Source organism: Eubacterium sp. An3 (assembly GCF_002159465.1).
Taxonomy (GTDB): domain Bacteria; phylum Bacillota; class Clostridia; order Lachnospirales; family Lachnospiraceae; genus Anaerobutyricum; species Anaerobutyricum stercoris.
Genome location: NZ_NFIR01000003.1, coordinates 198239 through 217442, shown reverse-complemented (window position 1 = coordinate 217442; position 19204 = coordinate 198239). Strand labels below are relative to the sequence as shown.

At 45.9% G+C, this 19204-nt stretch carries 14 protein-coding genes and 1 other RNA gene; 11 read left to right on the top strand and 4 right to left on the bottom strand.

Annotation, left to right across the window (positions count from 1 at the left end; genetic code table 11):
- Positions 1-229 precede the first annotated feature (229 nt).
- Both B5F87_RS05275 and B5F87_RS05270 read left to right on the top strand, forming a co-directional pair.
- The gene (locus tag B5F87_RS05275; RefSeq protein ID WP_087277859.1) at positions 230-1900 is read left to right on the top strand and encodes a formate--tetrahydrofolate ligase; all 1671 of its coding nucleotides are present in this window, start codon (positions 230-232) and stop codon (positions 1898-1900) included.
- Positions 1901-2132: 232 nt separating this feature from the next.
- Positions 2133-4046, top strand: coding sequence for an Ig-like domain-containing protein (locus tag B5F87_RS05270; protein ID WP_087277858.1), 1914 nt, complete (start codon positions 2133-2135; stop codon positions 4044-4046).
- 67 nt (positions 4047-4113) lie between these two features.
- On the opposite strand, the gene B5F87_RS05265 is transcribed toward B5F87_RS05270, so the two are convergent.
- Together B5F87_RS05265 and B5F87_RS05260 are read right to left on the bottom strand one after the other, a co-directional pair.
- Positions 4114-5448 (bottom strand): DUF6273 domain-containing protein, encoded by a 1335-nt coding sequence (locus tag B5F87_RS05265; protein ID WP_087277855.1) that lies wholly within the window; start codon positions 5446-5448, stop codon positions 4114-4116.
- 174 nt (positions 5449-5622) lie between these two features.
- Entirely contained in the window at positions 5623-6546 is a 924-nt protein-coding gene (locus B5F87_RS05260) for a ribokinase (protein WP_090128341.1), read from the bottom strand.
- 156 nt (positions 6547-6702) lie between these two features.
- Here B5F87_RS05260 and B5F87_RS05255 point away from each other — a divergent pair, with 156 nt between their 5' ends.
- The 3 genes from B5F87_RS05255 to B5F87_RS21580 all read left to right on the top strand — a co-directional run bounded on the left by B5F87_RS05255 (position 6703) and on the right by B5F87_RS21580 (position 9185).
- Positions 6703-7842 (top strand): aminotransferase class V-fold PLP-dependent enzyme, encoded by a 1140-nt coding sequence (locus tag B5F87_RS05255; RefSeq protein ID WP_087277850.1) that lies wholly within the window; start codon positions 6703-6705, stop codon positions 7840-7842.
- A 150-nt stretch (positions 7843-7992) separates the two neighbouring features.
- A complete protein-coding gene (locus B5F87_RS05250; protein WP_087277847.1) occupies positions 7993-8703 on the top strand; it encodes a fibronectin type III domain-containing protein in 711 nt (236 codons plus the stop codon).
- A gap of 356 nt (positions 8704-9059) precedes the next feature.
- Positions 9060-9185 (top strand): hypothetical protein, encoded by a 126-nt coding sequence (locus tag B5F87_RS21580; RefSeq protein WP_275532330.1) that lies wholly within the window; start codon positions 9060-9062, stop codon positions 9183-9185.
- 40 nt (positions 9186-9225) lie between these two features.
- Here the strand turns inward: B5F87_RS21580 and pckA are convergent, their stop codons facing one another.
- A complete protein-coding gene (gene pckA / locus B5F87_RS05245) occupies positions 9226-10815 on the bottom strand; it encodes a phosphoenolpyruvate carboxykinase (ATP) (RefSeq protein WP_087277845.1) in 1590 nt (529 codons plus the stop codon).
- A 306-nt stretch (positions 10816-11121) separates the two neighbouring features.
- A complete protein-coding gene (locus B5F87_RS05240; RefSeq protein ID WP_087277842.1) occupies positions 11122-12957 on the bottom strand; it encodes a DUF885 domain-containing protein in 1836 nt (611 codons plus the stop codon).
- A 190-nt stretch (positions 12958-13147) separates the two neighbouring features.
- On the opposite strand from B5F87_RS05240, the gene metG reads away from it, so the two are divergent.
- From metG to ffs, 6 genes are all read left to right on the top strand, one after another.
- Positions 13148-15112 (top strand): methionine--tRNA ligase, encoded by a 1965-nt coding sequence (gene metG, locus B5F87_RS05235; protein ID WP_087277839.1) that lies wholly within the window; start codon positions 13148-13150, stop codon positions 15110-15112.
- Between the two features lie 146 nt (positions 15113-15258).
- The gene (locus B5F87_RS05230) at positions 15259-16026 is read left to right on the top strand and encodes a TatD family hydrolase (RefSeq protein WP_087277837.1); all 768 of its coding nucleotides are present in this window, start codon (positions 15259-15261) and stop codon (positions 16024-16026) included.
- A gap of 67 nt (positions 16027-16093) precedes the next feature.
- A complete protein-coding gene (rsmA, locus tag B5F87_RS05225; protein WP_087277834.1) occupies positions 16094-16954 on the top strand; it encodes a 16S rRNA (adenine(1518)-N(6)/adenine(1519)-N(6))-dimethyltransferase RsmA in 861 nt (286 codons plus the stop codon).
- Between the two features lie 56 nt (positions 16955-17010).
- Positions 17011-18210, top strand: coding sequence for a DUF6128 domain-containing protein (locus tag B5F87_RS05220; RefSeq protein WP_087277831.1), 1200 nt, complete (start codon positions 17011-17013; stop codon positions 18208-18210).
- Between the two features lie 37 nt (positions 18211-18247).
- Positions 18248-18745: a tRNA adenosine(34) deaminase TadA gene (gene tadA, locus B5F87_RS05215; RefSeq protein WP_087277829.1), complete on the top strand. Its 498-nt coding sequence runs from the start codon at positions 18248-18250 to the stop codon at positions 18743-18745.
- Between the two features lie 93 nt (positions 18746-18838).
- Positions 18839-19102: signal recognition particle sRNA large type (gene ffs / locus B5F87_RS05210), an RNA gene on the top strand.
- The last annotated feature ends 102 nt before the right edge of the window (positions 19103-19204 follow it).

Sequence of the window (19204 nt, the reverse complement as noted above, 5' to 3'; positions counted from 1 at the left end):
TGTGGCCGGGGAGGCAGCGTTTCATCGCTGTCTGTTATCAGCCGACCGTCTGGGCAGCTTCTTTTTGAAGTTGCCCTTTTCTTATTTTACGGCGTTTAGTCAAAACGGGGGATTTTCCGGCGCGTAAGCGCTGATAAAGTAGTGTCAGTCGCGGCAATCCTCCGCTGTGGAAGGCTGCATTTTCAAAAGGATACTATTGATAGGAAGATAAAAAGAAAGGAAAGTATTTATGAAAACAGATATTCAGATTGCACAGGAAGCCAATATGCTGCCGATTCGCGATGTGGCTGCGAAATACGGAATCGGTGAAGATGACCTGGAATTATACGGAAAATATAAAGCAAAGTTTTCAGATGAACTGCTGAAACGGGTGGAAGGCCGTCCGGACGGTAAGCTGGTTCTCGTGACCGCCATCAATCCGACTCCGGCAGGAGAGGGAAAAACCACCACCAGCATCGGTCTGGCCCAGGCATTTGCAAAGCTTGATAAGAAATGTCTTCTCGCTCTCCGCGAGCCGTCTCTGGGACCTTGCTTTGGTATCAAGGGCGGCGCTGCCGGCGGCGGATACGCGCAGGTAGTTCCGATGGAAGACCTGAACCTGCATTTTACCGGCGACTTCCACGCCATCACCTCCGCCAACAACCTGCTGGCAGCTATGCTGGACAATCATATTCAGCAGGGCAACGAGCTTCGCATTGACACAAGACAGGTGATCTGGAAACGTTGTCTTGATATGAATGACCGCGCTCTGCGTAACATTGTCATCGGTCTTGGTAAGAAAACAGACGGTTTCGTGCGCGAAGATCATTTTGTTATCACTGTTGCCACAGAGATCATGGCGATTCTCTGTCTGGCAGAAAATATCGCTGACTTAAAAGAGCGTCTGTCAAAAATCATTGTAGCCTACGATCTGGACGGCAACCCGGTAACTGCCGGACAGCTCAACGCAGTGGGAGCCATGGCTGCGCTTCTGAAAGACGCAATCAAACCAAACCTGATTCAGACTCTGGAGAATACCGGAGCCATCGTGCACGGCGGACCGTTCGCCAATATCGCTCACGGCTGTAACAGTGTCCGCGCCACCAAGAGCGCATTAAAGCTGGCTGACATCGTCATCACAGAAGCCGGCTTCGGCGCAGACCTGGGCGCAGAGAAATTCATGGATATCAAGTGCCGGATGGCAGACCTGAAACCGGACGCCGTTGTTCTGGTTGCCACTGTCCGTGCCCTGAAATACAACGGCGGCGTGCCGAAGGATCAGCTCTCCGAAGAGAATCTGGACGCGCTGGCAAAAGGTATCTGCAATCTGGAAAAACACATCGAGAACCTGCAGAAGTTCGGTGTGCCGATTGTGGTAACTCTCAATTCCTTCGTGACCGACACTCAGGCCGAATACGAATACATCCGTAATTTCTGCGAGGAGAGAGGATGTGAATTTGCCCTGTCCGAAGTATGGGCTAAAGGCGGCGAGGGCGGAATCGCTCTGGCAGAAAAGGTGCTGAATACTCTGGAGAACAAAGAGAGCAACTTCCATGTGCTCTATCCGGATGAAATGCCGTTGAAAGAGAAAATCAATACTATCGCAAAAGAAATCTACGGTGCCGACGGCGTTGTCTTCGACCCGGCTGCCTCCAAGATGCTTGATAAGCTGACAGACCTGGGCTTCGGAAACCTTCCGGTCTGCATGGCGAAAACCCAGTATTCCCTCTCCGACGACCAGACCAAGCTGGGACGACCGGAAGGCTTCAACATCACTGTCCGTGACGTCTTCGTCAACGCAGGCGCCGGCTTCGTAGTTGCCCTCACCGGAGCCATCATGACCATGCCGGGCCTGCCGAAAAAACCGGCGGCCTTCGGTATCGACGTGGACGACGACGGAAAGATTACAGGGCTGTTCTAAGAAAAATACTTTTCTTAAGAAATTTATTTTTGAATGAAGCGAATAGATTTAACTTAATAAGGTAATAATGGAACCGCTCCAAATATGTGTTTTGGAGCGGTTTTTTTGAATAAGTATAGACAGAATAATAAAAAATATGATAAAATTGTTTTGTATATATAAAATATTGCATATTTAACAAATAAAAATATGCAATTTAACCAATTAAAGAAAGAGATAAGGGGGAGAGAGTATGGAACTAGGAAAGAAAGTTTCAAAAAGAACATGGAAACGATGTCTTGTGGCGATTTTAAGTTTTTGTTTGTGCTTGGGGTGTCTTCCGGTGAATGCTTCAGCCAAAGATAAACAGGACGTGAAAGAAGAAAAGACAGAACAAAAGATATCCAATAAGGCAGTGATGGCGAGATCATATTATCCGGATTATGCTACAGAAGAAGATAAAGAAGCTATAAAAACAGCAGTTTCTTTAGTATTGGATCAGGAACAAATTGTGACAATAAATTCTGCAGGCGGAAAGAATTGGTTTTCTTTTACTCCAGATGAAACAAAGACTTATTATTTTTATTCATTAAACAGTAATAACAATGGAGAAGATTCGGATCCATACGGAGCATTATATCAACAAACTACTTCCGGAACATATGTACGTGTAGATAGCAATGATGACCATGATTATAGTGATTGGACATCACTGAGAGGGTTAGATTTTTGTATAGACGTAGATTTAAAGGCGAATACTACATATTATTTGTGTGCAAGTTTATACGAAGATGATTTGACAGGAAGTTATGATATTAAGGTATCTGATATTGATCCGACAGCATTGACAGAGGAATCAATAGGAGAAACTACTCCAATAAATGAGCTGAATAAAGATTATAATGTTTCGCTTGAATCATTAGACGACGACAAATGGTTTACCTTTACTCCAACCGAAGCAGGAATATATTATTTTTATTCAAAGAGTACAATAGATACTTATGGAGCATTGTACCAAAACATTGACGGAGTATATAAATGTTTAAATAGTAGTGATAATTATTATGGACAGTTACATAATGTAGTGGAAAATAAAAGCGATTTTTACTTTTCATATTATCTGGAACAAGGAAAAAAATATTATTTGAGGGCTGCTTTGTCAGATGATTATGATGAAAAAAGTTTTGTGATAAAAGTATCCCTAAATAATCCTTATGCAATTACAGAAGCTATAGTAGGAAATCCGGAAATCATACGATTAAATGAAATGAAATCGGTATCTATTCAGACTCCAGGTGAAGCAAAGTGGTTTACCTTTACTCCAACTGAAGCGGGAATATATTATTTTTATTCTAAAGGGGAAGAAGACCCGATGGGCGGATTATATTATTATGATAATATGACCCGAGAATATGTTTTCTGGGACAGGGACGATGATTATGATATGGATGGTAATTTCAATTTAGCTATGAATTTGGAGGCTAATAAGACATATTATCTGGCTACAAATTTTTACAGTAGCTCTGATATTGGTTCTTTTACTGTGGGATTGTCTACAAATCCAAATGCATATAAAGAAGATTCCCCGCAGCCGGCGGCACCAGATCCATCGGATTCTTCAACAACTGCAACAACGCAAGTAAAGAATTCAACAAAACCGGCACAAACAGCAGGAGTTCCGGCAACAGGTATATCGGTTGCTAAAAAGAGCATTGCATTGAAAAAGGGTGGAAAAATAAAATTATCTACAATTTTGACTCCGTTGAATACGACTGACAGCATTACATTTACTTCCTCGAAACCAAAGGTGGCACAGGTAAGTCAGAACGGTATGGTAAAAGCGAAAAAACCAGGAAAAGCAAAAATAACGATTCGCACATCTTCAGGAAAAACTGCAGTAGTAACAGTTAATGTGAAGAAAAATGCCGTTAAAACCAAAAAAGTTTCTATGAAAAAGAAGCTGACAGTACAGAGTGGCACAGTACGTTTTCTTTCTTATAAGGTAAATCCTAAGCAATCTACAGATAAGATGAAGTGGAAATCATCGAAAAAAGGGGTTGTGTCTGTAGACAGCAACGGAAAGATTATTGCTAAGAAAAAGGGAAAAGCAGTTATTACAGTAAAGATTGGTAATAAGAAAGCTTCATGTAAGGTCACAGTCAGATAATAGAACGGCTTGAAAATAAAAAAGGCAGGAACCAATCGGCTCCTGCCTTTTTGCATTTTCTTTAATATTATTCACTGATATCCACCCATATTACCGGTTTAATACTAAAGGTGTCATCTGTACAGTCATAACCGTAATTCATAACCGTCTTGTCCGGGTAGACGAAGCTCATGGAGCCTTTGGATGCCCCTGGAGTTCGCAGCCACCAGCAGGTTTTTGTACCGTGAAGAATGTCATGATAACGGGAAGCTTCGCTGGAGCTTAAGAGATAAACCTTGTCAATAGTATCGTTGCCGCCATAGGTGCCATATACCGGATTATCTTCAGCGGTGACATTGGTATCTTTTAGAGCAGCGATCTCTGTGTCACAGAAATTCTCGTCCAGGAAGTTGCTGTTCAGCCATTTTCTGGCGAAGGAATTCTCCCAGTCAGCTGTCACATCTTCTGTCTGAAAAGCGATATCGCTGATGGACTCGTCCTTGATGAGCAGTGCCTGGCCGTCCTGTTTTTCCAGAACACGCCAGTTCAGGTTGGCAAATGTGACGATGTCCCCCAGTTCTTCTGTCTGGCGGATGCTCTCTTTTTCGATGTCGATGAGGTGCTCGGCACTATCTTTATAATTGTCTCTGGCCAGAGTATAGAAGCTTGTGTAGACTGCTTCCATGGTGTCCTCATCGGTGCTGTTTTCGGCAGCGACAGCCGCCTGATATCGTTGTTCCTGATAATCTTCATAGGCAGCAGAATCTCTGGTGCGTTCATATACTCTCTGATAACAATGCCATGCTGTTTCATGGTCGCCAATGAAAGACAGGGCTGCTCCGGCACACTGATAGAAGGCAGTTGTCCTTGAGAATGCGAGAAGAGCAATGATAACAGCAATGACGGCGAGACTCATAAAAAGGCTGTGCCGCTTCATCTCGGCTGCTTTCTGTGCTGCCATTTGTCCGCATTCGATGGCCTGCTGTTCAGAATCAGCACAGTGGCTGAGCCGTTCGTATAATTCTTCAGAAACTTTCCGTTTCGGAATCTTATGTTTCAGCTCATGGCGATGGATTCTGTCGAAAACTGTCTGGGCAGAATAATAGTCATTGGGAGTTGCCGCTTTGTCACGAATCTGACAGGCTTCTTCGTAGAGGGCAATTTTTCCCTCTGCCCGTGCAGTATATTTCTTTTTGCGGAGATCCCGTAGTAATGGACGAACCTCCATATATGGACGGGCAAGCCGGAGATATTTGATTGCCCTGTGATAATATTTATCCTGATCTTCAAATTGCTTCATATGTTCGGCAATGTTGATGTACCTGAGAGCGGTATTATAATGCTGCTGTGCGAGCTCTTCCGCCGTCAGATCTTCTTCCGAGCCATCTGTAAGCTGGATATCTATTTTTTCATCATTTCTCATGGGAAAAAGCCATTCCTTTCTAAAAAAGTAATCAGGTTATCTTAACATTTTTTTTGAGTGAATACAAGCCCCAGGCGCATGAATACGGCATATATTTCAAATTCCGGTGAAACGGAAAAAGGCTGTCCTGCTGAGAGGACAGCCAAAATCAATATGTATGTCAGGTTAAGTCAATTATGCCCGCTCAGCGAGAAATGCCTCGATGGCATCTTTTGCAGGAAGAGACGGCTGCGCGCCCAGATGCTGTACAGAAATAGCTGCGGCTGCGCTGGCGTATCTGGCTGATGCCACGATGTCGCCGGTCTCCGCGTATTGTTTTACCAGTACGCCGGTGAAGCAGTCGCCGGCTGCAGTCGGGTCAACGGCGTCCACTTTAAAAGTAGGAACCATCTGACAGATATCTTCGCCGTAGATGAAAGAGCCTTTGTCGCCCATCTTTAAAACAACGTATTTGCAGTTGGAGCGTTCATGAAGAATCTTGCAGGCTGCAATACAGGTATCGTCGTCTTTTGGAAGAATACCAACCAGGGCTTCAGTCTCTGTCTCATTCGGGGAGAGAATGGTGATACCCTGGAACTTCTCAATCGGGTAATCCTGTGCCGGGCCAGCGTCAAGACAGGTGATCATACCTCTCTCCTTTGCAAGTTCAAATGCCCGTACATTGCTCTCCAGAGGAATCTCAAGCTGCATCATCAGCGCATCGTATTCCTTGCCTTTGAAAGCTTCCTCGACGGATTCCGGCGTGGTGTCGTTGTTTGCGCCTGTGTAGATGGCGAGACGATTCATGCCGTCTTCCTCCAGCATGATCACAGCCATTCCGGTGTTGGAGCCATCCTTTAGATGGAGATTGGAAACATCAATCCCTACATTTTTTAACATGTCAAGAAGCGCCTCTCCGTTGGCGTCCTGACCCAGAGTGCCGCAAACCGAAACTTCTCCGCCGGCCTTTGCGGCTGCAACAGCAGAATTGCTGCCTTTTCCACCGCCCGCGTTGGAATAAGTAGTGCCGAGGATACTCTCGCTTGGATGCGGAATCCGCGGCATCTGAAGAATCAGATCCATCATAATACTGCCAACCATTAAAATTTTTGCTGCCATAATACCTTCTCTCCGTAAATTCCATATATAATGCATGAAAATTTGTCAATTATATTGTAATTTTAATGAAATTGTGTAGAAAAGTCAAGATTTATCTGGAAATGTAAAAATGCTATAATTATATTAAATTTTGTCTTGATACAGGAGTGTGAGCTTATGATATATTTTGATAACGCGGCAACAACTTTGAAGAAGCCGGAGGCAGTTGCCAGAGCCGTGGCAGACGCCGTCTGTACTGTGGGAAATGCATCGAGGGGCTCTCATGAGGCGTCGTTGTCCGGTATGAGGATTCTTTATAAAACCAGAGCGATGCTGTGCGAGATGTTTCATGGCGACAGTCCGGAGCGGACCGTATTTACAGCCAATGCGACCATGGCACTAAATATGACTATTCAGGGGATGTTTAATCCGGGAGACCATGTGATCACCACTGTTTTGGAACATAATTCTGTACTTCGTCCTCTGTATCTCATGGAAAGCAGAGGGGTAGACATGACGGTGGTTTCGGCGGATAAACAGGGAAATATCGATTACGATGATATAGAGAAAAATATCCGTCCGACCACGAGGGCGGTGGTCTGCACCCATGCTTCCAATCTCACAGGAAATGTACTGGATATTTCTTATATAGGAGATATCTGCCGCAGGCACGGCCTGTATCTGGTGCTGGACGCCTCTCAGACTGCCGGCGTGCTGCCCATTGACATGCAGGAAACGCACATTTCCGTACTCTGCTTCACCGGCCATAAAGGGCTCATGGGTCCCCAGGGAACCGGAGGAATGTTGGTGAGGGAGGGCGTGAACATTCGTCCGCTGCTGGTGGGAGGAAGCGGTGTTCATTCCTACAGCAGAACTCATCCGGCGGAGCTGCCTACGGCCCTTGAAGCAGGGACGCTTAACTCCCATGGCATCGCCGGACTGTATGCTGCACTCGAATACCTCCGGGAAGGAGGGATTCATCATTTGTATGAGAAAGAACATCGTCTTATGGAGATCTTCTATGAAGGCGTCCGAAACATCCCGTCGGTAAAGGTGTACGGTGATTTTACACAGAAAAAACGTGCGCCGATTGTAACCTTGAATATTGGAGACTATGATTCTGGTCAGGTCAGCGATGAGCTGCTGACCCGTTTTGCAATCGCCACCCGGGCGGGCGCCCACTGTGCGCCTCTGATGCACGAAGCGCTGGGAACGAAAGAGCAGGGCGCCGTGCGGTTCAGTTTCTCGCATTTTAATACGATAGAAGAGATCAGACAAGGGATTGAGGCGGTAAAAATTTTGGCGACTGAGAGTTGAAAATTATTGTTTGTCAAAAGTAAAATGTGTTTTTTTTATGACTTTTTTGTGAATAATTAACGAAAAATAGTTGTTGCAAGGGAAAGTTTTGTATGATATTCTAGTGTCAGGAAACTAATAATTCTTCAAACAACAAAAAGGAGTAATGCTATGAAAAATTTAAGAAAGTCATTGGGATTATTTGCAGCGGCTTTCGCACTGTGTATGGTATTTGCGTTGGGAGCGAAAGTGAACGCAGCAGATGTTGAGATGCAGATTGGAAATGCTGACGCAGGAAAAGGACAGGTTCAGACCATGGCAATTCCGGACTTTGCTATCAGCTATATCAGTTCGGATAAGTCTCAGGCAAGTTTCAGTATCGCATATCAGTATGGTACTTGGACAAGAATAGGAGTCTTTGATGAGAATGACAGACTGGTGGCATATGACGATGCATTATCTTATGCAACAGTTACCGGTCTTCAGAAGAATAAGGTATATTATTACAGAGCTCAGACAGTTTCCGGTGAATATGGAACGCCTACATCACAGTGGTCTGATGCAAAGGCTTTTTCAACAATTGACAGCAAAAAGATCAAGTTTAAAGGCGTTAAAAATCAGAAAGCCTGCACGATTAAGGTACCTAAGGTAAATGGAGTAAAGAACTATACTCTTTATATGTCAACGAAATATGACAAAGGTTTTAAAAAGGTTAAAAATATAAAACCTGGCAAAAAGATTAAACTGACAAAGTTTAAGAAAAAATCATTTAAGATTGGAAAGAGATATTATATCAGACTTCAGGTAAATACTAAGAAAGGTGTTACCTGCGGTAATTATTACCAGGGCTCTGTTTATTTCTACAGAACACTCAAATTCTAAAAAGATATATAAGTATCTGAATTATAAAATATTTACATAAGATTTAACGGAGCAAGAATATTTTTTAAAAATGTAGATTGATGTGAAAGAGACTGCTGCAGAACTTGTCTCAAAAGAATAGCGTATTTATCATAATACTGTTATTTTTGAGATGATTGATTCTCAGGAGTCTCTTTTTATTGCCTTAATCTCATTTAGTATCGTCTGTGGCCGCTTTTGCTGAATATAAATTTTTATATAAATTTTAAAAGATGTTTTTATTTCCTTTTCTGTGAAATATATATATGTTATAATTTTTTTAATATTCATGTGGCGTCTGAAATCATGCATTGGAAGAAGAATTGAGGAAATTATATATGAATGATAAGATTATGGACAAAATCAATATTATTCTGTACTATGTGGTAGCGCCGGTTCGAGAAAAGATTTTTGTTTGTTCCAGAATAGTTTTTAAGAATAAAACCCCTCCGGACGGAGCGTGAATGTTTCCGTTCGGAGGGGATATTTTTATGTCTGTTTTAATTATTCAGCTTTTGGGCCTGCTGCCTTGATGTTCTCCGGCATGTTCGGGTATTTTTTCTCGAAGTTTTCCTGGAACATTTTAGCCAGCTTCTTAGCCTGTGCATCGTAAGCGTCTTTGTCTGCCCATGTATCGCGAGGGTTCATGATCTCGGATGGAACATCCGGGCAGCTCTGCGGGATGTCAAGGTTGAATACATCGTCGTGTTTGTATTCCACGTTGTCGAAGCTTCCGTTTAAGGCAGCTGTTACCATGGCGCGGGTATATTTCAGTTTCATACGGCTTCCGACTCCGTAAGGGCCGCCGGTCCAGCCTGTATTTACCAGGTAAACCTTTGTGTTGTATTTCTGGATTCTCTCACCAAGCATGTTAGCGTATACAGAAGGCTCCATCGGCATGAAAGGTTCGCCGAATAAGGTGGAGAAGGTTGGCTGCGGTTCTGTGATTCCGCGCTCGGTTCCTGCCAGCTTGGAGGTAAACCCTGTTACGAAGTGGTACATTGCCGCATCCTGATCCAGTCTTGCGATTGGAGGCAGTACGCCGAATGCGTCTGCTGTCAGGAAGATAACTACTTTAGGGATGCCGCCGACGCCCGGTACCTGTGCGTTGGAGATGAAGTCTACCGGATATCCCACACGGGTATTCTCTGTGAGGGAATCATCTGTGAAGTCAAATTCACGGGTCTCTTCATCCATCACTACATTTTCCACGAGGCTGCCGAACTTGATGGCGTTGTAGATCTCCGGTTCATTTTCCTCTGTAAGGTCGATACATTTTGCATAGCAGCCGCCCTCGAAGTTGAAGATGCCTCTGTCGGACCAGCCGTGCTCGTCGTCACCGATCAGCTTACGGTTCGGGTCAGCGGAAAGTGTTGTCTTACCTGTTCCGGACAGACCGAAAAATACGGCTGTCTCCTGGGTTTCAGGATCCATGTTAGCGGAGCAGTGCATTGGAAGTACGCCTTCCTTCGGCATTAAGTAGTTCATAACGGAGAATACGGATTTCTTGATCTCTCCGGAATACTGAGAACCACAGATAACGACTAATTTCTCTTCATAGTCAACCATGATGGCTGCTTCGGAGTTCACGCCGTCGATTTCCGGTACGCATTTGAAGCCCGGAGCGGCGATGATAGTGAAGTCAGGCTCGCCGTAGTTTGCAAGCTCCTCCGCTGTCGGACGGATTAACAGGTCGCGGATGAAAAGATTCTGGCTTGCCAGCTCGTTGACAATACGGAACTTTCTTGTGCAGACAGGATCTGCTCCTGCCATACCGTCGAATAAGAAGATTTCTCTGTTCTGAAGATATGCAACTACTTTAGCCTTAATAGCATTAAATTTTTCCTTTTCAATCGGAACGTTTACGCTGCCCCATGCAATGTCATCATGAACAGCCGGGGTGTCTACGATAAATTTATCTTTTGGAGAACGTCCGGTGTATTTTCCTGTTGTAACAACTAAAGCACCTGTGTTGGAAAGCTTGCCTTCGCCTCTGGCAAGGGCTGCTTCTGTCAGCTGTGCAGGTGTTAAATTGCGGTAAACTGCTTTTGGATTTACGATACCTAATTTCTCAAGTCCATATGTTTCCATCATAATAACCTCCTGAATATGTTCTGTTTTATCTTTTGAAGTCAGATATTCGACTTCATGATACCCGCAGTTCCAAAGCTGCGCCGGTGGGAACTGTCGCAGCTTTGGAACTGCGGGTATCAGATTATGCAAGATTCGCTATGAAATGTTGCAAAAAGTCTTCTCTCTTATACAGGGGTATTATACACTCTTTTCGGCATTTTTCAAACATAAAATTCATTTTTATGGAAGAAATTTTTCGGGCGGTAAAATTCAATTTTGAAGGAAGGAGAAAAAGAAAAGGTAAAATCCTTCATTTGAAAGTTTTTATCATTCAGTCATTAGTGTGCTGACTCTTTCCTCAAGCAGGGAAAACGGGCAGGAGCCGCAGGAGAGAACAGCCTCGTGGAACTCTCCGATGTCAAAATGGCTGCCAAGTTCCTCTTCCATGGTGTTTCGAAGTTGTTCCAATTCGTACCATCCAATGCTGTAAGAAAGATAGGTGGTTGGGTTTTCCACGACATATTCGTATATGGAACGGGCATTGTCTTCTGCAATACCATATCCGGAAAGATATTCACACAGGTTATCCAGCGTATAATTTTCGTAATTGACGTATAAATCGCTGAGGGATGACAAAGCTAAAGAAAGGATATCGTTATCCCGGTACAGCTGCTGCAGAAGAGAGGTAGTCTCCCGGTCTGTGTTTTTAAATTCCAGATAATTATAGCTGTACAACTGAGCGTAGGTGCCCCATCCTTCATCATAGCCGTCGCAGCGGAGCATGGAACGGATAGGTTCGGGGTCTGTGCTCAGGTAATAATTCGTCTGATACAGATGCCCCGGATATCCTTCGTGGGCCAGGGTGGAAAATTGTTCTTCATCACTGACACGGCTCTGATTTATATAGATGATATTGGCGTCATCGCTGTCAATGGGCGGCAGAAGATAGAAGGCGCTGGCTGAGGTGGACGCGAGGGCGTCCGGTACATTTTTTAAGGTGTAGGATACATCAGGAGGCTCCGGAAAATCGATATAGGTATCGTTTTCAAGCTCTGTGAGAATCTCCTGAGCGTCGGTGAGCGCCGGCTCTGCCGCCAGATAATCCGTGTAAAGATCAGGATTCTCCCGGGTGAGGGCGACAATGTCGGAGGCGGTTTCCTGAAGTGTGTTTTCCAGAGCTGTTATACATTCCTCCGGCGTCATGTCTGTTCCCACATTGGCGGACAAAAGAAGTTTATAATATTCTTTGCCGCCGTCGTACTGGCAGAGGCGTTCCTTGCCGGAATCACTGTCATCCAGATATTCTTTCAGAGAGTTTCGAAGTGATTCAAAGGCGGGGAGAACCACCTGCCGTATCAGAGAGCGATTATTATTTATGTAAGTTTGCTTCTGGTCGCCGCCCAAGTCCGGTACATTTTCTATTTTATCTTCAAAGGTTTCGATGAGCAGGTTATCTTCTTCGGAGGCATTCAGAAACTGGTCGATTTGATCGATGGTATCATTGAGCACAAAATCGGGGCTTATGAGTCCGGCGTCCCGGCGCTGCTGCTCAAAGACAAGAAGCTGGTCAAAAAGCTCCGGTACCTGGTTCACGAGGGCAAGATAGTCCTGAATGTCCTTTTCATCGTCAAAATAGTATTCGGACAGGGTGACGGGAATCTGGGACTGCAGTCCATTGGTGCCAAGGAGAGACTGATAGAGAATATAGTCCTCGGAGGCAGCGGAAGATCCCAGAAAGTTTTTAAAAATCTGCCAGGTGAAGGCGCCTTCCTCCGATAAAGTATCGGGGTCGAAGGAATTGAGCTTCTCGAGAAGTTCGGCGGAACGATCGCAGAGTTCCTGCTGCTTTTCCACGGAAAAATCCCCGTAGGAAGGAGAGGTGTTTTCTTCTATACCGTAAGAAGACGGGTCGGAAATTTTGAAATGCAGAGTGACGGTGTCGGCAGATACGTATTCCTGAAAACAGTCATTAAGAAATGCGTCAAACCGCTCCTGATCAGAGTGCTCTCTGGTGCCGCAGCCGGTGAGAGCCAGGACAAACAGGAGTGGCACAAGGAGACGGCGTGCGGAGCGGGCCGCCAAAAGCCTGCGCCCGGCGCCGGATACGGTCAGGGAAAGCTGCCGCACGCGTGAAAAAAAGGTTACAAATGATGTCGGTAACATATCGGAGGACTCCCTTCAATCGATGGTGAACGAAAAGTTTTCCATATTATACTATGTTTTGGAACCGAAAACTATTAATTTTTCAGTATTTTGACCATAGACGAACCGACATGTTTATTTTATAATAAAAAAATACGCAAAAGAAGCACCGGGAACGCGGCCGGTGCGATATATGGAACAGGAGGCAGAGATGAGTAAGAAACCATACTATATTACAACAGCGATTGCATATACATCCGGTAAACCGCATATCGGCAATACTTATGAGATTGTTCTGGCTGATGCTATTGCCAGATTTAAGAGAAAAGAGGGGTATGACGTCCGTTTCCAGACAGGAACCGACGAGCATGGACAGAAGATTGAATTAAAGGCTCAGGAGGCCGGCGTTTCCCCGAAAGAGTTCGTGGATGATGTGGCCGGAGAGATCAAAAGAATCTGGGATTTAATGAACACTTCTTACGATAAGTTTATCCGTACCACAGACGAAGACCATGAGAAACAGGTACAGAAGATTTTTAAGAAGCTTTACGATCAGGGAGACATCTATAAAGGATATTATGAGGGAATGTACTGTACTCCTTGTGAGTCCTTCTTTACGGAGTCTCAGCTGGTGGACGGTAAATGTCCGGACTGCGGGCGTCCGTGTCAGCCAGCGAAGGAAGAAGCATATTTCTTTAAGATGAGCAAATATGCAGACCGTCTTATTCAGCATATCAATACTCATCCTGAATTTATTCAGCCGGAATCCCGCAAAAATGAGATGATGAATAACTTCCTGCTCCCTGGACTTCAGGATTTATGTGTGTCACGTACCTCTTTTTCCTGGGGTATTCCGGTAGATTTTGATCCGAAGCATGTGGTTTACGTATGGCTTGATGCGCTGACCAACTACATTACGGGTCTTGGCTATGATGTGGACGGCGATAATGGCGAGTTATTTGACAAATACTGGCCGGCGGACCTGCATCTGATCGGTAAGGATATTATCCGTTTCCACACTATTTACTGGCCGATCTTCCTGATGGCGCTTGATCTGCCTCTGCCGAAGCAGGTATTCGGTCATCCGTGGCTGCTGCAGGGCGACGGCAAGATGAGCAAGTCAAAAGGAAATGTAATCTATGCCGACGATATGGCAGATTTGTTCGGCGTGGACGCGGTACGTTATTTCGTGCTTCATGAGATGCCGTTTGAGAATGACGGCGTGATCACATGGGAGCTTATCGTGGAGCGTATGAATTCTGATCTGGCCAACACCCTTGGTAATCTGGTGAATCGTACCATCTCCATGTCCAACAAGTATTTCGGAGGCGTGGTGGCCAACTGCGGCGTTACCGACGGCTTTGATAAGGATCTGATCACGGTTGCGTTAAGCACAAAACATAATGTGGTGAAGAAAATGGCGAAGCTCCGTGTGGCCGACGCCATGACAGAGATCTTCAATCTGTTCAAGCGCTGCAACAAATATATCGACGAGACCATGCCTTGGGCGCTGGCAAAAGATCCGGAGCAGAAAGAAAGATTATCCACAGTTCTTTATAATCTGGTGGAGAGCATTACCATCGGCGCTTCCCTGCTGGCTCCGTTTATGCCGGAAACTGCAGAGCGGATTTTTAAACAGCTGAATTCTTCCGAGAGAACTATGGACGAGCTGGAGATGTTCGGTTTGTACCGGTCCGGCGATAAGGTTGTGGAAAAACCGGAGATTCTCTTTGCGAGACTGGATGTGAAAGAGGTTCTCGACAAGGTGGAAGAAATGTATGCGGCAAGAGCCGAGGGTGAAGGCGAGCCGGAAGCAGAGGAAGAGCCTGTGATCGATATCGAGAACAAGGAAGAGATCACATTTGAGGATTTTGAGAAAATGCAGTTCCAGGTGGGAGAAATCATCTCCTGCGAAGCTGTGAAGAAGTCCAGAAAGCTTCTCTGTTCCCAGGTGAAGATCGGCAGCCAGGTAAAACAGATCGTATCCGGTATCAAAGGTCATTACACACCGGAAGAGATGGTTGGCAAGAAAGTGATGGTTCTTGTGAACCTGAAACCGGCAAAGCTGGCCGGCGTGCTGTCTGAAGGTATGCTTCTCTGTGCAGAAGATGAGAACGGCGAGCTGTCTCTCATGGTTCCTGAGAAGAAGATGCCTGCCGGAGCGGAGATCTGCTGATAATTGTTTATGTTTTGCGGAAGGCGCGGGAGGATTTGCCGGAAAAGGGAGATTCGAACCAGGATTTCTGCAAATGAAAATAGGCTGCTGCCCATGTAAAGTGGGCGGCAGTTTTTCTGTATGTGGACTTGGAAAAGGAGGAAGCCATGATTTTTGATTCACATGCCCATTATGACGACAAGCAGTTTGATGAAGACCGGGAACAGGTGCTGCTCCACTTAAAGGACGCCGGAGTGGAGCGGGTTGTCAATATCAGCAATGGCTGGGACGATATGCTCCGCTCGTTTGTTCTCATTGAGAAATACCCTTTTATGTACGGAACGGCGGGAATCCATCCATGTAAGGTCAGTGATCTGAACGAGGAACGCATGGAGGAGCTTCGGCAGTACTGCCGCCGGGATAAAATCGTGGCGGTGGGGGAAATCGGTCTGGATTATTATTGGATGACCGACCCCAAAGAAGTTCAGAGGGAATGGTTCATCCGTCAGCTGCGGCTGGCAAAGGAAGAGAATCTGCCGGTGGTCATTCACAGCCGGGACGCCTCCCAGGATACCTTCGACATCATGAAGGCGGAACATGCCGGAACAACCGGCGGCGTCATCCACTGTTATTCCGGCTCTTTGGAGATGGCCAGAGAGTATGTGAAGCTCGGATACTATCTGGGAATCGGAGGTGTGGTAACCTTCAAGAATTCCAAGGTGTTAAAAAAGGTTGCGGCGGAGATTCCGCTGGAACATATCGTGGTGGAGACGGACTGCCCGTATCTGGCGCCAACGCCTCACCGCGGCAAACGGAACAGCTCCGCGTATCTTCCTCTGGTCATTAAAGAGATCGCAGCCCTGCGGGACATTTCTCCGGAAGAAGTGGAGCAGGCAACTTATGAAAATGCCTGCCGGCTGTATGGTCTGCAGTAAGGAAATGTAAAATAATCCGGCGGTGCAATGATTGTCGGAACAATATAATATAGTAGGAGAAAAAAATATGGCAACATTAGGAAATCCGCAGGAAACCATTGCGGTCCTTCAGAAATACGGATTTAATTTTCAGAAAAAGTTCGGGCAGAACTTTCTCATTGACACTCATGTGCTGAATAAGATCATAGCTGCGGCTGAGATCGGCCCGGATGATTTTGTGCTGGAGATCGGCCCGGGCATCGGCACCATGACCCAGTATCTGGCAGAAGCGGCCCGGGAGGTCACCGCCGTGGAGATTGACAAAAACCTTATACCGATCCTTGCCGACACTCTCTCGGCATACTCCAACGTGACGGTCATCAATGACGATATTCTGAAAGTGGATATCGCGGCTCTGACCAGGGAGAAAAACGGGGGAAAGCCGATCAAAGTGGTGGCAAATCTTCCATATTATATTACGACGCCTATCATTATGGGATTGTTTGAGAGCGATGTTCCGTTGGAATCCATTACTGTGATGGTTCAGAAAGAAGTGGCAGACCGGATGCAGACTGGTCCCGGCTCCAAAGATTACGGCGCATTGTCCCTGGCGGTGCAATATTACGCTGAGCCTTACATCGTGGCAAATGTACCGCCTAACTGCTTTATGCCCCGTCCGGCGGTGGGTTCCGCGGTCATCCGTCTGACCCGCCACGAAAAGAAGCCGGTGGAAGTGAAAGACGCAAAGTTTATGTTCAAGCTCATACGCGCCTCCTTCAACCAGAGAAGAAAGACTCTCCAGAACGGCCTTCACAATTCCAGTGAACTCCAGATTCCAAAAGAAAAGGTGGTAAAGGCTCTGGAAGCCATGGGGCTTCCGGCGTCCATCCGGGGTGAGAAGCTTGATCTGGAGCAGTTTGCCAGACTGGCAGATCTGCTGATGGAGTAATTGGGAGTCATAATCTGCAATACCGGGAATACATTAATGAAAAAAGGAGTTTTTTCATGGCCGACTATTACAGAATACTCTCGTATTTGTATCGTTATGATAAAAAGAACAAGACAGACTGCAAAGGATTTGTCAAAGCAGAGCAGAAAAAGAACGGGATGAAAATCACTCTGCAGATTGACGACGACCGGCTGCTGGAGGACATAAAGCTGGAACTCTGCTTTTATGGAAAAGAGGAGAATCAGTGGAAAATGCGGCGGCTTGCCTTTCTGGAATCCACCCGGCATCATGAAGAAACCGTACTGTTTTATCCGGCGGAAAAATTGCCGGAGGGATTTGATATAAGAAAACAATATGGTGTTATTCTTTTCTATCAGGAATCATTTTTTTATGGCAGTGTATGGATTGGCGATGAGATTCCGGTGGAAGAGCTGCTGAACATTTATCAGAAAGAAATTATTTCTTCTATCCGGGATGGCGAAGCTGGTATCCGTCAGAATAAGGATGAAGGACAGGAACAAGAAGAAGCTGTCCATCAGGGCAAAATGCAGATTCCCGGGAGCTCCTCTGTGGAGAAAATGCAGAGGGACAGCCAGAGTTCTGAGGAAAAAGAGAGAGACGATGCCCCGGGAGCTTCGCCTTCTGAAAAACAGGATTCCTCCTGCATGGAGGAGGAGCATACGCCGCATATGGACGCCGGGAACCGTCCGCAGGGCCGCCCGCTGGGGGAAAGCTCACATCCCGCGCCGTCTCCTGCGCCATCCGGGCAAAGAGAAGCTGCAGAAAATCCGCGGAGTTTTTCAGAAACCGCCCGGCATAATTATCATCCGGAAGAAAGTGCCGTTCGGGAAGCAGAAAAGATAGAACAAAATTCATCCACAGAATCGGGAGATCTTCTGAAAAATATGTGGATAGATACCGAAAAAAATGTAAAACCTGTGGATAACATTTTTAATCCCGCCTTCCGGAGCGGTTATCAGATTTCGCTGGAGCAGCTGGGAGCTTTCAGCCCCGAAGCCCGGAGACTGTCCGACAATCAGTTTCTGGCAAAGGGGTACGCCATGTATCATCATCTGCTTGCCGGAAAAGTTATCTATGCCGGCGAAGAGAGGTACTGCGTCGGGGTTCCGGGTATTTATGAGAATCGAGAACGGTATATGGCGCAGCTATATCAGTTTCCGATATTTTTATCGCTGACAGAAAACCGGATTAAAACCGGAGGCTTTGGATACTGGCTGCATCTGCTGCAGGAGTGATAAATACTGAAAATGAGAAAGGAAGAACGGGCGGAAAATGAGAAAATATACCGAAGATGAGAAATTTATGAAAGAGGCCATCCGCCAGGCAAAAAAGGCGGAAGCCATCGGAGATGTGCCTATCGGCTGTGTGATCGTAAGGGACGACAGGATCATCGCCCGCGGCTATAATAAACGAAACAGAAATAAGACGGTGCTGGCCCATGCGGAGCTGCTTGCCATGAGCAAGGCATGCAAAAAAGCGGGAGACTGGCGTCTTGAAGACTGTACCATGTACATTACTCTGGAACCCTGCCAGATGTGCGCCGGCGCTATCGTGCAGGCGCGGATTCCACGGGTAGTCATCGGCAGCATGAACCCGAAGGCCGGATGCGGAGGTTCTATTCTGAACCTTCTTCAGATGAAGGAATTCAATCATCAGGTGGAAGTCACCAGAGGCGTCCTTGAAGAAGAATGTTCCGAAATGCTGTCGGCGTTCTTCCGGAAACTTCGCCAGAAAAAGAAAGAGAAAAAGGCGGAAGTTTCAGAACAGTAATTCGGAAATAAGGCATGGGGAAATATTTTTTCAATAAATTTTTGCGTTGTTATCCATTGACAGATATTTTAAAATCATTTATACTGGTACTTACCGTGCAGCTGGGGAGTTAGCGGCGTCCTGTACCTGCAATCCGCTATAGCAGGAGTGATGGTTGGCCCCGGACGTTCTGTGGATGGAGCTGCCCTTTATAAGTGGTGTTGACAATTGGGTCTCGCGCAACAGGAACCTCTGAACCGTGTCAGGTCGGGAACGAAGCAGCACTAAGGAGTGCTTCTTGTGTGCCGTGAGGGTGCCTGGTTCGAGCTAACTGTAGAGGTAACGTCTGTTGGCAGTCGTACAAAGCCAACCGCACGGTAAAAAAGTGAGAGAAGATGGATATCCCATCAGTTATCATAAACAGCGTTGAAACTGTCGTTCTGCAAGAAGCAGGATGGCAGTTTTTTTATTCAATAGAAT